Raw genomic sequence first — 12,815 nt, 5'->3', positions numbered from 1 at the left:
TCAGGGAAAACCGCAGGCGCCATCGGTGCAGCCGTCGAGATCGCGGTCGAGCTTTTCCCTAACAGGGCGAAGCCAAAAGAGCGGCAGGAAGATCCGGTAGAGAGGAATGGTGCGGCAGAGTTCCTGGATGGCCCGGTGGCCTTGGTAGAACTCGCCGGTGGGGATATGCTGGGCGACCACTTGACCGGGACGGAGTTCACCGGTCTTCGGCACCGCGGTGGTGTGCTCGAAACGATCGAGCCAATCAAAGCGGTGATGGAAGAGGCTGAGCTTCCGACAGCGCCGGCACTCGGGGTGGATGTAGAAACGCAGAGTTTTCATACACCCCACCCCTTAGCCCCGCCGGTAGCGGCGCGCCATGGGCCGAAAGATCCAGCTCAATGATCGGTCGCCTTCTCCGCGCCGAGACCGGTATGGGCGCGCACGCTGAACTCGGCGAACTTCGCTTCGGACTCAGGCTCACGCTTGCTGAAGAGCGTGCCCAGAATGGCGGCCAGGAAGCCGAGCGGGATGCTCACGATTCCCGGATTGGTGAGTGGGAAGATCGCGGCCGCTTGAATCAAGCGGCGCTTTGAAGCAGCCACCTCCGGACCATCGATGCCCATCACGCTCGGGCTGAGGACGATGAGAAGGATGCTGCCGGCCAAGCCGACCAGAAGCCCCGTCACGGCACCCACGGTATTGAAGCGTTTCCAGAAAACCGAGAGCACGATCACGGGAAGATTGGCCGAGGCGGCCACCGCGAAGGCCAAGCCCACGAGGAAGGCCACGTTGATGTTCTGGAAGACGATCGCGAGGATAATGGAGATCGCGCCGACGAAGAAGGCGGCGATGCGGGCGATGCGCACTTCCTTCTCCTGCGGCACTTCCTTCCCGTGATTGATCACATTGGTGTAGAAGTCATGCGCGAAGGAGGTGCTGGCGCTGATGGTGAGCCCGGCCACCACCGCGAGAATGGTCGCGAAGGCCACCGCGGAGATGAAGGCGAAGAAGATGTCGCCACCGAGGAAGTGCGAGAGCTCCGGCGCCGCCATGTTCTCGTTCGCGATATTGTGCGGCTTCAGCAGGGTGGCCGCACCGAACCCGAGGAAGGTGGTGAGGATGTAGAAGATGCCGATGATCACCATCGCCCAAACCACCGATACACGCGCGGTTTTCGCATCCGGCACGGTGTAGAAGCGCACCAGAACGTGGGGCAGTCCGGCGGTGCCCAACACCAGCGCGAGGCCGAGCGAGAAGAGATCGAGCGGACCCCAGCCGCCGGTCTTGGCGGTAGCTTCCGCTCCAAACTTCCAACCGGGATCGAGGAAGTTGCGGGTGACCTCGTTGCCTTTCGCGTCCGTGTAGGTGAGATGGGCAATGGCATCGAAGAACTTGGCGAAGCTGAAATCGAACTGCTTCATCACCAGGAAGCTCAGCACGAAGGTGGCGGTCATCAGCAGGATCGCCTTGATGATCTGTACCCAGGTGGTGCCGTGCATGCCGCCGAAGACGACATAGACGATCATCAGGACGCCGACACCGGCGATGGCGGAGTTCGGCGTGATCCAGGAATAGTCCTTGAGCAAGGTGCTCACCAGCACCCCTGCACCGATCATCTGCGCGACCATGTAGAAGGTGGAGACGGTGAGCGTGCTGAGCGAAGCCGCGGCCCGGACGGGGCGAGCCTTCAGACGGTAGGCCAGGAGATCGGCCATGGTGTACTTACCGGCATTCCGCAGCGGCTCCGCCACAATGAAGAGCACCGTGAGGTAGGCGACGAGGAAGCCGACCGAGTACATGAAGCCATCGTAGCCGAAGAAGGCGATCATCCCCGAGATGCCGAGAAAGGAGGCGGCGGACATGTAGTCACCGGCGACGGCGAGGCCGTTCTGCCAGCCGGTGATCGAGCGACCGGCGGCGAAGTAGGCACTGGAACCGGTATTCTTCCGGGCGCTCCAGACAGTGATGCCCAGCGTGGCGACCACGAAGGCGAGGAACATGGCAATGGTCATGGCAACGGTAGATCAGTGTTTTTCGTCGCGGATGACGGCGGCGGCCATGCGATCGAGCTGAGCCGCCTTGCGCATGTAGATCCAAGCCATGCCCCATGCCATGGCGAACTGGGAGAGGGCGAAGAGATATGCCCCGTTGATCTTACCCAGCAGCGGCTTCTTCATCAGCTCCGGGTGCCAGCCGACCAAGTAGAGGAGCGCCGCATAGTAAATGAGGAAAAAGGCGCAACAGGGAATGATGAAGCGCTTCTTCGCCGCGAGAAGCTCGGCGAAGTCGGGCCGCGCGGCGAGCGCCTCCCAATCGGGTTTGGTCGGGTTTGACATGGATTTCCGCAGGCCTAGCAGCCGGGGGGAAGCGTGTCAAAAACGCAAGGGGGTGATGCCACAGGGAAAATCCATTGGGCAAGGGGCCCTCCCTGTGGTTCGGTGGGGGCATCGATGCGCTGCTTCTACTCGGCAGATCTGGAACTCAAGCTCCCCTCGGGCCATCCCTTCCCGATGGAGAAGTTCCGTATTTCCAAGGACATGCTCCTGGAAGGCGGAATCCTGAGGCCGGAGGAGATCGTCGAGGTGAAAGTGGCGGACAGCCACCTGCTGAAGGCGGTGCACGACCCGACCTACGTGGAGCGGATCTACTCCGGCTTGCTCGACCGTAAGGAGCAGGTGCAGCTCGGCCTGCCGGTCACACCGCAGCTCTACCAGCGCAGTGCGACGGAGGTGGAGGCCACACGCCAGGCCTGCCACGCGGCGCTGACCGAGGGAGTGGCCGTCTGCTTGGCGGGCGGGACTCACCACGCCTTCCGCGAGCATGGAGAGGGCTATTGCGTTTTCAACGACATCGCGATCGCGATCCGCGACCTGCAGGCGCGGCAGCCGGGCATCAAGGTGATGGTGGTGGATACCGACGCCCATCAGGGCAACGGTACGGCGGCCTTGCTCGGGGATGACCCGCGGGTGTTTACTTACTCAATCCACGTCGGGCGGAACTATCCGACCAAGAAGATCGCCGGGTCCATGGATGTGGAAACGGTGCGCTATGTGGAGGGCGAAATGTATCTCAAGCAGCTCTTCAGCACGCTGGCAGCGGCGCTGGATACCTTCGCACCGGATCTGGTGATCTGGATCGCGGGCGCGGACAACCATCGCAACGATCGCTTCGGGCAGATGCATCTCTCCGTGAAGGATCTACAGAAGCGCGACGACGTGCTGCTGCGGGCCTTCATCCGCAACCGGGTGCCTGTGGCGGTGCTGTATGGCGGCGGCTACAACCGCCAGGCGGAATTCACGGCGAAGATCCACCGGAATACGGTGGCGACGGCGAAGAAGCTGGCGACGGAGTTCCGGGGGCTGTGAGCTCAGGTTCTGGCCTCACCACTCTCCTGCCAACACGAGACGCACAAGGCCAGGCCCTCTTCTCCCAAGTGAAGCAAGGTCTGCGGGGCAAACTCCATGTTGCACTGATCGCGATAGGTTCGGAGTAGCCAGATCGAGATATCGGATCGGCTGATACCGAGTTCTCCCAGATCCGCAAACTTCCCATCGAGCAGAGCAAGGAACCCAGCGATGTGATCAATGTAAGGCCCGTCTTCGGCAATCTCTCGCGTGAGAATGAAGCAGGTATCGAGGAAGTCTCCCGCTTCGACATCAATACTGACGCCCAAGAGCGCCGCGACTTCCAAGGTATCCCTACAAAAAATCCGGAGCTGGTAGGAACTCGGCCTCAAATCACTTCCGCTTCATCGGCGCTTCGATAATCCCCTCCTCCGTCTCTTGCTTGAGACGGAGCTGGCCGCAGGCGGCATCGATATCATGGCCCTTCTCCAAGCGGAGGGTCGCCGAGACGCCGGCGTTCTTGAGGATATCGCGAAAGGCACGGCACTGGTTCTCGGAAGGGCGGACCCAATCGAGCCCTTCAACGGTGTTGTAGGGAATCAGGTTCACCTTCGCCTTCAGGCGGCGGGCGTGGGTCGCAAGAATGCGAGCCTGCTCGAGGTGATCGTTCACGCCCTCAATCAGGATGTATTCCAGTGTGAGGTGCTGCTTTTTACGAGAGTTCCAGTAGTCGAGCGCGTCGAAGAGTTCGGCGGTGCCCCACTTTTTGTTCACCGGCATGATCTGGCCGCGGACATCGTCGGTGGCACCGTGGAGCGAAATCGCGAGGCGGATCTGCTGCGGATGCTCGGCGAGCCTGCGGATCTGCGGCACAAGGCCGGAGGTCGAGATCGTGAGGTGACGTGCGCCGAGGTGCAGCCCCCAAGGCGAGGTGATGATCGAGATCGCCGCGAGCAGGTTGTCGAGATTCGCCAGGGGCTCACCCATGCCCATGAACACGAGATTATCCACGCGCTCGCCCGAGAGACGCTCGGCCATCAGCACCTGACCCGCGATCTCCGCGGGTTCGAGATTGCGGCTGAATCCGGCCAGCCCGGAGGCGCAGAACTTGCAGCCGTAGGCGCAGCCGACCTGCGAGGAGACACAGAGGGTGCGACGATCCGAGCGCTCACCGTAAAGGGCGGGATTCGCCGGGATCAGAACGCTCTCCACATAGCGTCCGTCCTGAAGCTTGAAGAGAAACTTGCGGGTGGTGTCGCCGCTGCCCTGGGTCGTGGCGTGCTCCAGAGCGTGGAGGCGGAAGGAGGAGGAAAGCTTCTCGCGCAGCGCCCCGGGAAGATTGCTCATCGCCTCCACGGAGGCGGCCTTCTTCTTCCAGATCCAATCGAGGATCTGTCCGGCGCGGAATGCAGGCTGCCCCTGGGCGGCCAAATAGGCCTCCAAGGCGGCAGGATCGTAGCCGGTAAGCGCAGGGAGCACGCGCGGATCATGACCGGGAATCGACCCGCGTCCAATGCGGAAAGTCACGCAGGAGGGCGGACCCCGGTTATTCCTTGGGCAGCTTGCGCCGCGCTTCCAAGGCACGGGAGATCCATACATCCGCCTCGGCACTCGGAATGAACTTCTCGTCCCAGCCGACGGTGCGCACCAAGCGCCGAGCTATCCCGCGGTCCGAGAACTCCGGAGAAATCAGCAGCGGCAGACCGGGATCCGAGCGCTCGGTGAGGCCGATGCCGAGATAGATGGGAGGTTCACCCTTCAGATAGAGCATCGCCTCCCCTCCCTCGGACTGCTGGGCCAGTGCTTCCAACGAATCCGGGAAGCGCCCCTCATGCTCCGACGAATACTCGAACAGGCCGATTCCGATGCGCTGGTAATCGTGGACGATCAAGGAACTCGCTATGGAGCTTTCGCGACGAAACCAATCCGGATCTCTCGCGATGGCCCGTAGCTGGAGCAGGATCCCCGGAACCAGAAAGGCGATCACGAAGAGAGCCGGAACAATCGAAGCCAGCGCGAAGCTCGTTCCAAAGCACCACGGAAGTCCTCTCCGCTTCGCCTGCTTGGCGAAGAGCAGGTGGATCCCCACCGTGCCGAAAAAAAAGGCTCCGATCCCCGGCACCCAAGTGGCGGCGTTGCTGGAGATCCGCGGCAGATTCTCCCGCAGGAAGAAATAGAAGCCGCCGAGGAAACGGAGGGTCGCTTGCGTATGCCCCGAATACGTCCCGAGAACGAATAGGAATAGAAGGCTCGGAATCCCGAGCAGGCATACAAGCACCATCGCGGGCGAGATACTACGTTGACGCTTCCCACTCATCTTTTTCGGCCCTCCAGTGAACTCCGGATCCATCCATCCAGTTCTTCCTCACTGATTTTCTTTTCCTCCCCACCGATGGTAACGAGCCAACGCTCTTCGCCCTCATCGCCTTCAAATCGCGGGGTGATCAGGAGCGCAAGATTCCGGTCCGACTGCGGTCCCAGACCGGCCCCAAGGTAGATCAGTGGATCCCCAGGTCCGGCGTCACTCGAGAACGACCGCAGGCGCTCGAGATAGTAAGGAGCCCATTCATCCAGTTCTTCCAAGCGATCTGGAAATCTCCCGTTCGCGCGGGATGCATGGTTAAAGGCCTTGCTTCGAAGAAGCTCCATGCCGAATCGGAGTTGGGAACCGGCCTTATCGGGATAGTCAATGGCCATCGGTCTTGTCACCACGCTTCTCCACGCGGTCCAGAATCCTCCCAAAACAGAAATCGATAGAGCAAGCAGCACCGGGATTGAGGCTAGAGACAGGGAGGTGCCGATACCATCTAGCCGCTCTACCTTCCCTTTGCGCGATACGAGGAGGCGGTGTGTTACCACGATGGCCGCAAATGAAGCGAGGATCCAAGGAAGCCAGCGGGGATCGAAAACCGCTTCAGCTCGAGCGTCCTTCAGGAATGGGATGAAGCCGAACACCACGCGGAAGCTGATCTCCGGAAGGAAGTCCACCTTGAGGGCAGAGAAGCCGAACATGGTGAAGATCGCCAGCGCGGGAAGATACCAAAGTCGCAGTAACAAGGCGCGCTTCATGGTATGGATCCGCCCCTCAATCATGGCCTTAGCCCCCGGTTGAGAATCGATTCAAGGTCCTCGACGTGCAGAGCTTTGACCGAATGATCGTTGAAGCCCACAGCTACTCGTCCCGATCCGAGCAAGGGGGAAACCAGTATCGGCAGCGGTGGAGCGGCCGCCTCCATTGTCTCCGGTTTCAGGTAAACAAAAGACTCCGGGATTCCCGCGAGTCCTGCTGGCATGGTGGATGCACGCCCGAAACCCTCGATGCGGCTCTCCAGTTCGCTCAAGGATTCGGGATAGCGACCATGCTCTGAATAGAACTCTGCCATCGCGACTTGGAGATCACGAATCCGCGACATGGCCTCGCTCACCTCGCCACGTCCACGATGGTTCCACCAAGGGACATCCGCCATCCAAGCCGCCTGATGGGTGATCCCGCTCATGGCGATGGCTGCCGCGCTTCCGGCGAAGAGTAAGGCCACGATCGCGAGGCTGTGGGAAAATCTCCAAAGGGTCCTTCCACGTGAAATGGCAAACCAGCGGAAGAAGTGATGCGCCAGTGGCAAGATGATCGCCAGGCTAACGAATGGAGAAGCCACGGCTTTCCACTGGGAAAGCATGGGCGGAACTAGATTCCAGAAATGGAACAAGCAGCCAAAGACGAGCCGGAAAGGCAGCTCAAGTAGGGGCAGCAAGTCGATTATCGCACCGACGAGGAGAAGCAGAAACATCCAAGCGAGGCACGACACCACCCTGCCGATGCGAGGACGCCCCGGCTTCGATCCGATGTCACATCCCTCGTTCATCTCTTCATCTGGTCATCAAGATCACGCCTCAAGGTCCCCTCCTCGCGATCCTCGATATTGCCATCAGCCAACAGGACGAAGCGCCTGCCGCCGGCGGTGGATGGCTCGTAGACAAGCACTTCCCGTCCCACTCCGGGCCGGACTTCAGGCATGAGGCAATAGAGCCCGCCGCCGTGAAAGCGCCAGAGGTCCGGCTCAATGCCGGCGACCAAAGGTCCGGGCGGAGCCTTGCCTCCATGCTCCTTCGCATAAGCCCAGATTGCTTCCTGCAGTTTGCGCAGGTTGCTGCGTCGGTCGTCCTTGGTGAGGGTGGCGACTTGGCCTTCCCGGGTGCGGTAGCCGATGCCCTGCTTCTCCCATGCGCCGGGCGTGAGTAACTCGCGCGCACCGGAGATCATGGTGAGCACGACATAGAACATCATCCCGGAGAGGAATACAAGCCCGAGCGCACGCGTGTAGTTCAGCTTGGGCAGCACCGTGAAGGTCTTGCCGAGATAGTTCCACAGCAGCTTTACCACCCAGCAGATGAGCAGGTAGGAGACGAGGAAGAAGGAAAGCGCATCCAGCCTAGCCCGGGCGATGTCCGTGAGCGTGACCACGGTCATGCCCGCGGAGGCTTGGCTCATGCCGAAGATCGAGATGGCCAGGACGAGCGGGCCGAGGGCTGGAGCTTGTCGAGGGTTTGCCACGTTCATAGGATGATCTTGTTAGGGAAGCTTTGGCAAGACGAGGTGGGTGAAGAGCGCGTGAAGTTCATGGGGAGGAATGAGCCCGGCGTGCGTCCAAGGCACGCTGAACCCAGATGGAGATCTCCGGCTCTTCGACATGGTGCTCCACGCCATTCATGGTGAAAACCGTCCGGTGCCACTTCCTTCCCCCTGATCGGTGGCGGGCCGAAATCAAAACGGGAAAAGAGGGATCAAGCGAGGTGGGAGCTCCGGCTGCGAGATACATGGGCAACTCCGGTAGCTCCTCGGCATAGGGATCGCGATAAGTGGCCGAGATCCAGTCCTTGCTCAATCCGGCTTCAAGTTCGGCGAGCGAGTCCGGAAAATGGTCCCGGGTTTCAGAGACCTCCTGCAGGGCCTTCTGCAGTTCGGAGGCTATCAGCCTATTCTCGTAGCCTTCGATGCCATTGGCACTTGCAAACACGCGATGCCTTGTAAGTTCCTTCAAGGCTCCGAAGGCTCCGCTGATGACCAGCGAAGCCACGAACAGCGCCAGCAGTATTGTTGCAAGGGCTTGCAGATGACGTGACGTGCAGGTCCCTGCACCTCGGCCAGCCCGTCTCCCGCCAAGCACGCGCGCCGCACCAAATGCCAACAGCGGGAGAAAGAGAAGGGCTAGCCATACGCCGCGATTGGCAAGAAAGGGCGGCCCCTCTTGGACCAAGAAGAAGATGAACCCTAGCGCGAGATGGAACGCTGCTTCATAAATCCCCATCACCACCTCCAAGCCCACGGCGAGGCTGATCATCAGCACGATGAGGAGTAGGAACAGGGTCGCCAAGGTCCGCAGGAAAATCCGCCCTACCAGAGAAGGCCATCCGGAGGCATGATTCATCTCCGGGTAAAAGCCGCAGCCGGAGAATTCTGTCCTCACAGATCACCCGTGGGCGGCATCACCGGGCCAACCACTCCGCCAAGATCGGCACGTCGGCCTCGGCCCAGTCGAGAGCTTGCAACTCCACCCGATCACACCAGCGGATCTCCGAGTGCTCGTGGGGATGCGGGGTGCCAGAGGCGATGCGGCAGACGAAAGGGTGCAGGCGAATGGGTCCGCGGCCGTAGTCCCAGACCACGGGAGTGAGCGGCTCCAGCAACTCGACGGTGATGGACAGCTCTTCCTCCAGCTCGCGGATCAGGGCAGCCTCCGGACTCTCGTCTGGCTCCACCTTGCCACCGGGGAATTCCCATTTGCCGCCGAGGTGTTTTCCCTCCGGTCGTTTGCAGGCGAGGAGCCGGTCCGACTGGTCGAGGATCAGGCCAGCGACGACCTCGATCATCGGCCATCCGCCAGACGCTCCGCCAGCATCGGCGGCAGCCCGGCATCCAGGATCTTCTTCTGGGTCTTCTCCAGATCGTATTCGACCCGGCGGAAGACGACGAGGTGGTGATCCAGATCGTAGATCGCGTAGCAGGCCCGCCAATCGCCATCGCGCGGCTGGCCGACCGAGCCGGCATTGATGAAATACTTCGAGCCTTCCTCGATCACCACGGACTCCGCGGGGACTTCCTGCACCTTGTCCGTCTTCACGTAAACGCGCGGGACGTGGGTGTGGCCGTGGAAGCAGACCTGCGTGAACTGGTACGAGAAGTTCGACATCGCGTCGAAGCGGTTCGTCACGTAGTTCCAGTTCGCAGGCTGGTCGAGGGTGCTGTGGACGATGGTGAAATCCTCCACCTGGCGGACCATTCGGAGACGGCGCAGCCAGATCCGCTGTTCCTCGGAAAGTTGCTCGCGGGTCCACTCCAGCGCGGCGGCGGCCACGGGGTTCATGGCGTCCAGCGAATGGGTGCCGGAGGCATCCTCGTCGTGGTTGCCCTTCACCACGGGGCAGTTCATGGCGCGGACTTTTTCCAAGCAAGCGGCGGGGTCCGCATTGTAGCCGACGACATCGCCGAGGCAGACATAATCGGTGCAGCCCTGTTGCTCGGCATCAACCAACACAGCCTCGAGGGCTTCAAGGTTGGCGTGGATATCTCCGAAGAGGGCGATGCGCATGGGTCGGTGAGGCGGGAGAGGCTTTAGGAGACGTTTCGGGGACCTGTCGAGTCAAACCCGGATTACCTCTCAAAGCCGTAGTTTCTGGCAGATAATTCTTCCCGCAGACGGATGTTACTCTCGGGAGAGTCCGGGGCGATCCCTTTTCGCCTCTCCAGCAGGCGGATGGCGGTCTCCACGCCGGTCTGGGGCATGCGGTCGAGATAGTCGGTGAAATAAGTCCCGAGTATCCGCAGCGCCCGCTCTTCCGAACCGAAAATCTGCACCGCACGGGCCACCGGATCGTCCGGCGGCGTGATCTTCGCCTCCAGCACATAGCGCAGTGCCAGCATGGAGGGCACGGCGCTGCGGGGGTCGGATTGCAAAATGTCACGCAGCTCGGCGAGCAGCACCTTGGGATCCTCCCCCACCCGGGCGCGGGCTTGGAGCAGGTTTCGCCGCACGCGGGGATCCGCTTTCCCCGTAGCCCAAGAGCGGGAGTAGGCGGCTACCGCCTTCTCGTCCTCCGGGAAGTGGTAGGCGCTGGAATAGAGATTCCCCAGAGCGGCGGCGAGACGCCAATTGTCGGGGTTGTTCCGGGTACCCCGCTCAAAGAATTCCTTCCCCTTGGTGACCCAGCGGCGGGATTCGGCTTCAGCACGCAGGCTGCTGAGATGGGGGTCGTTCCGATAAAAGGCGGCGGCATTGTAGGCCAGATGCCAGCCGCCGATATCCCAGTAGTAGCCGGTCTTGGGGGAGAGCTGGACGGTGGTGTTCACCGATTCGTCCAGCTCGGGCCATTCGGTGTTCGTGAATTGCTCGGTGGCGCGCAAGCTGGCGAAGCTGGCGACCAGCGTCCGCAGCCCGGCCAGCGCGACCACGGCGCTGTTCTGGCCGATCTTCTCGCGGACATCGATGTCCAGCGGCTCGGAGAGCAATCCCTCGTGCCGGAAGCTCTTGGTCGCGTGATCCTCCAGATACAGGCGCAGGTAGCCGCCCGCGACCAGCACGGCGAAGGCGATGAGAACGGCGCGGCGGGGAGGCTTCATCTCAGAACTCCTTTCCAGCGAAGACCAGCCACGAGACGAAGGTGTGCAGGACCACGTAGAAAATCGTGATCCCGGCCAAGGTGCCGAGCGCAGCGAGCGGCAGGGCCGCGCCCTCAATCACCCCGTCGATCACATTGAAGAGCTGGAAGTCCGGGAAGACCACGGCCACGGCCAGCCCGGCAATGCGACCGCCCGGCCCGATGCCATCCCCGCTGCTCAGATACATGTCCCGGGCATCCGCTTGGAAATTGCCGATGAAGTAGACGAGGAAGCAGGAGATGGTGGTGAAGAGCGTGCTGGTCGAGAAGGTGGAGAGCAGCAGCGCGGTGGAGGCGATCACTGCGGAGCGCATGAAGACCGCGAGGGTGGCGCCGTGCAGGCTCCAGGTCGGCCCCTGCGCCATGATCTCGGCACGCAGTGAGTCCTTGTCCGCTTGGGGCCACGAGGCGAACCGCTCCATTTGTTCCGCCACCAGCATGTGGGTGCGGATCGTGAGCACGCCGGTCATGAGCAAGTCCATGACCAGCAGGGAAACGAAGATGAGGAGAAGCACCCCGGCGAGCTTGCCGATCAGGTAATCCAAGCGCGGCACCGGCTTGGCCAAGATGGTGTAGAGCGTGCGATCCTCCACATCTTTGGGTAGCAGCAGGGCGGTGGCCACCACCCCCAGCACCACGGAGAACAGGGTCATGGTGCCCAGCGACCAGCTCCGGATCATCCGCAGCACGTCCATGCCCTGCAGGTCCGGGCGGCCGATGCCTTGGATATTGAAGAGATTGCTGCCGAGGACGATGACCGCGAAGATGGCGAGGAAGTAGAATACCTTCATCCGGACGAGCTGGGTGAAGGTGTGCGTGGCAATCACCCCGATGCGGCGGGGATTGAGCGGGCGGTTTTTCGCGGGACGGCTCATCGGGCGGAAAAGGGATCAGGGTTCGCGGCGGTCCACGGTTTCCTGGAGGAAGAGGCGCTCCAGAGTGGTGCGCGGGCGACCGGCGCGCAGGAGCTCGGCCGAGCCCTCCGCTGCTACCAGTTCGCGTACTTTCGCCACCAACTCGGGCGAGGCATCGCGCAGGACGATCTCGGTCTGGTCCTCGACTGCCAGCAGTTCGTCGATCGGGCCTTCCTTCACCATCCGGCCGCGGAAGATGATGCCCACGCGGTCGCAGACTTCCTGCACCTGCTCCAAAAGATGGGAGCAGAGGAAAACGGTGATGCCGCGCTGCTTGAGATCGAGGATCAGGTCGCGGATCTGGCGGGATCCGACCGGATCCACCCCGGCGGTGGGTTCATCCAGAATGACGAGACGGGGCTCCTGAATCAGGGCCTGCGCAAGGCCGATGCGCTGGAGCATGCCCTTCGAGTAGCCGCCGAGGCGGCGGTTCCCGGCCTCCATAAGATCGACAAGGGCGAGCAGTTCCTTCACCCGGGCCTCCAGCTTCGCGCCGCGCAGCCCGCAGAGTTTGCCGTAGAAGCGGAGTGTCTCGCTACCGCTCAGGTGCTTGTAGAAATAGGGATTCTCCGGGAGGAAGCCGACATCCTGGCGGGAATCCACCCGCATCGAGTCGTTCCCGAAGATCCGACAGACCCCGGCATCCGGCTGCACCAGGCCGAGCAAGGCCTTCATGGTGGTGGACTTGCCGGAGCCGTTCGGGCCGATCAGGCCGTAGACCTCGCCCAGGGCAATGTTGATCGAAACCCGGTCGACCGCGAGCAGCGGCTCCTTCCGCCCGGCGGGGCGGAATTGCTTCACGAGGTCCTTGATTTCAACGGCGAGATCCATGGGCGCGGGCGGAGGATAGAGGGCAAAGCGGCACAGGCAACGTGATTCGCTGATAGAGAAGGGACGCAAGGATGAAGGAGCGGTGAAGAATTCG

The 12,815-nt window shown here is 61.8% G+C and carries 16 protein-coding genes; 1 reads left to right on the top strand and 15 read right to left on the bottom strand.

The window, feature by feature from the left end:
* Genes OJ996_RS03295 through OJ996_RS03285 form a run of 3 tightly spaced genes read right to left on the bottom strand, consistent with a single transcriptional unit; the run spans nt 1 to nt 2,318 of the window.
* Nucleotides 1-321, bottom strand: coding sequence for a hypothetical protein (locus OJ996_RS03295; protein ID WP_264511128.1), 321 nt, complete (start codon nt 319-321; stop codon nt 1-3).
* Nucleotides 322-377: 56 nt separating this feature from the next.
* A complete protein-coding gene (locus tag OJ996_RS03290; RefSeq protein WP_264511126.1) occupies nt 378-1,994 on the bottom strand; it encodes a monocarboxylic acid transporter in 1,617 nt (538 codons plus the stop codon).
* A gap of 12 nt (nt 1,995-2,006) precedes the next feature.
* Nucleotides 2,007-2,318 carry a DUF485 domain-containing protein gene (locus tag OJ996_RS03285; RefSeq protein ID WP_264511124.1) on the bottom strand — a complete coding sequence of 104 codons (312 nt, stop codon included), beginning with the start codon at nt 2,316-2,318 and terminating at the stop codon, nt 2,007-2,009.
* Between the two features lie 114 nt (nt 2,319-2,432).
* Here OJ996_RS03285 and OJ996_RS03280 point away from each other — a divergent pair, with 114 nt between their 5' ends.
* Nucleotides 2,433-3,347 carry a histone deacetylase family protein gene (locus OJ996_RS03280; protein WP_264511122.1) on the top strand — a complete coding sequence of 305 codons (915 nt, stop codon included), beginning with the start codon at nt 2,433-2,435 and terminating at the stop codon, nt 3,345-3,347.
* A 2-nt stretch (nt 3,348-3,349) separates the two neighbouring features.
* Here the strand turns inward: OJ996_RS03280 and OJ996_RS03275 are convergent, their stop codons facing one another.
* The 12 genes from OJ996_RS03275 to OJ996_RS03220 all read right to left on the bottom strand — a co-directional run bounded on the left by OJ996_RS03275 (nt 3,350) and on the right by OJ996_RS03220 (nt 12,721).
* Nucleotides 3,350-3,718, bottom strand: a complete 369-nt coding sequence (locus OJ996_RS03275; RefSeq protein ID WP_264511120.1) for a hypothetical protein — start codon at nt 3,716-3,718, stop codon at nt 3,350-3,352.
* Between the two features lies 1 nt (nt 3,719).
* The gene (gene rlmN / locus OJ996_RS03270; RefSeq protein ID WP_264511118.1) at nt 3,720-4,805 is read right to left on the bottom strand and encodes a dual-specificity RNA methyltransferase RlmN; all 1,086 of its coding nucleotides are present in this window, start codon (nt 4,803-4,805) and stop codon (nt 3,720-3,722) included.
* A 67-nt stretch (nt 4,806-4,872) separates the two neighbouring features.
* A complete protein-coding gene (locus OJ996_RS03265; protein WP_264511116.1) occupies nt 4,873-5,607 on the bottom strand; it encodes a hypothetical protein in 735 nt (244 codons plus the stop codon).
* A gap of 32 nt (nt 5,608-5,639) precedes the next feature.
* Nucleotides 5,640-6,395 carry a hypothetical protein gene (locus OJ996_RS03260; protein ID WP_264511114.1) on the bottom strand — a complete coding sequence of 252 codons (756 nt, stop codon included), beginning with the start codon at nt 6,393-6,395 and terminating at the stop codon, nt 5,640-5,642.
* A gap of 20 nt (nt 6,396-6,415) precedes the next feature.
* The gene (locus tag OJ996_RS03255) at nt 6,416-7,111 is read right to left on the bottom strand and encodes a hypothetical protein (protein WP_264511112.1); all 696 of its coding nucleotides are present in this window, start codon (nt 7,109-7,111) and stop codon (nt 6,416-6,418) included.
* A gap of 71 nt (nt 7,112-7,182) precedes the next feature.
* The gene (locus OJ996_RS03250; protein WP_264511110.1) at nt 7,183-7,875 is read right to left on the bottom strand and encodes a hypothetical protein; all 693 of its coding nucleotides are present in this window, start codon (nt 7,873-7,875) and stop codon (nt 7,183-7,185) included.
* Nucleotides 7,876-7,939: 64 nt separating this feature from the next.
* Complete coding sequence (locus tag OJ996_RS03245) at nt 7,940-8,662, bottom strand: hypothetical protein (RefSeq protein WP_264511107.1); 723 nt, start codon at nt 8,660-8,662, stop codon at nt 7,940-7,942.
* 145 nt (nt 8,663-8,807) lie between these two features.
* Complete coding sequence (locus OJ996_RS03240; protein ID WP_264511105.1) at nt 8,808-9,191, bottom strand: (deoxy)nucleoside triphosphate pyrophosphohydrolase; 384 nt, start codon at nt 9,189-9,191, stop codon at nt 8,808-8,810.
* Complete coding sequence (locus OJ996_RS03235) at nt 9,188-9,910, bottom strand: metallophosphoesterase family protein (RefSeq protein ID WP_264511103.1); 723 nt, start codon at nt 9,908-9,910, stop codon at nt 9,188-9,190. The genes OJ996_RS03240 and OJ996_RS03235 overlap by 4 nt, the downstream gene beginning before the upstream one ends.
* A 62-nt stretch (nt 9,911-9,972) precedes the next feature.
* A complete protein-coding gene (locus OJ996_RS03230) occupies nt 9,973-10,938 on the bottom strand; it encodes a hypothetical protein (RefSeq protein WP_264511101.1) in 966 nt (321 codons plus the stop codon).
* Between the two features lies 1 nt (nt 10,939).
* Nucleotides 10,940-11,851 (bottom strand): ABC transporter permease, encoded by a 912-nt coding sequence (locus OJ996_RS03225; protein ID WP_264511099.1) that lies wholly within the window; start codon nt 11,849-11,851, stop codon nt 10,940-10,942.
* Nucleotides 11,852-11,866: 15 nt separating this feature from the next.
* A complete protein-coding gene (locus OJ996_RS03220; protein ID WP_264511097.1) occupies nt 11,867-12,721 on the bottom strand; it encodes an ABC transporter ATP-binding protein in 855 nt (284 codons plus the stop codon).
* Nucleotides 12,722-12,815: the final 94 nt, after the last annotated feature.

The organism is Luteolibacter rhizosphaerae (assembly GCF_025950095.1).
Taxonomy (GTDB): Bacteria; Verrucomicrobiota; Verrucomicrobiia; order Verrucomicrobiales; family Akkermansiaceae; genus Haloferula; species Haloferula rhizosphaerae.
This window is presented reverse-complemented; position numbering and strand designations above follow the sequence as displayed.

Coding starts and splice junctions, on each gene's coding strand:
- OJ996_RS03295 (WP_264511128.1), bottom strand. CDS start 321: ATGAAAACTCTGCGTTTCTACATCCACCCCGAGTGCCGGCGCTGTCGG.
- OJ996_RS03290 (WP_264511126.1), bottom strand. CDS start 1,994: ATGACCATTGCCATGTTCCTCGCCTTCGTGGTCGCCACGCTGGGCATC.
- OJ996_RS03285 (WP_264511124.1), bottom strand. CDS start 2,318: ATGTCAAACCCGACCAAACCCGATTGGGAGGCGCTCGCCGCGCGGCCC.
- OJ996_RS03280 (WP_264511122.1), top strand. CDS start 2,433: ATGCGCTGCTTCTACTCGGCAGATCTGGAACTCAAGCTCCCCTCGGGC.
- OJ996_RS03265 (WP_264511116.1), bottom strand. CDS start 5,607: ATGGTGCTTGTATGCCTGCTCGGGATTCCGAGCCTTCTATTCCTATTC.
- OJ996_RS03260 (WP_264511114.1), bottom strand. CDS start 6,395: ATGAAGCGCGCCTTGTTACTGCGACTTTGGTATCTTCCCGCGCTGGCG.
- OJ996_RS03255 (WP_264511112.1), bottom strand. CDS start 7,111: ATGTTTCTGCTTCTCCTCGTCGGTGCGATAATCGACTTGCTGCCCCTA.
- OJ996_RS03245 (WP_264511107.1), bottom strand. CDS start 8,662: ATGATCAGCCTCGCCGTGGGCTTGGAGGTGGTGATGGGGATTTATGAA.
- OJ996_RS03240 (WP_264511105.1), bottom strand. CDS start 9,191: ATGATCGAGGTCGTCGCTGGCCTGATCCTCGACCAGTCGGACCGGCTC.
- OJ996_RS03235 (WP_264511103.1), bottom strand. CDS start 9,910: ATGCGCATCGCCCTCTTCGGAGATATCCACGCCAACCTTGAAGCCCTC.
- OJ996_RS03230 (WP_264511101.1), bottom strand. CDS start 10,938: ATGAAGCCTCCCCGCCGCGCCGTTCTCATCGCCTTCGCCGTGCTGGTC.
- OJ996_RS03225 (WP_264511099.1), bottom strand. CDS start 11,851: ATGAGCCGTCCCGCGAAAAACCGCCCGCTCAATCCCCGCCGCATCGGG.
- OJ996_RS03220 (WP_264511097.1), bottom strand. CDS start 12,721: ATGGATCTCGCCGTTGAAATCAAGGACCTCGTGAAGCAATTCCGCCCC.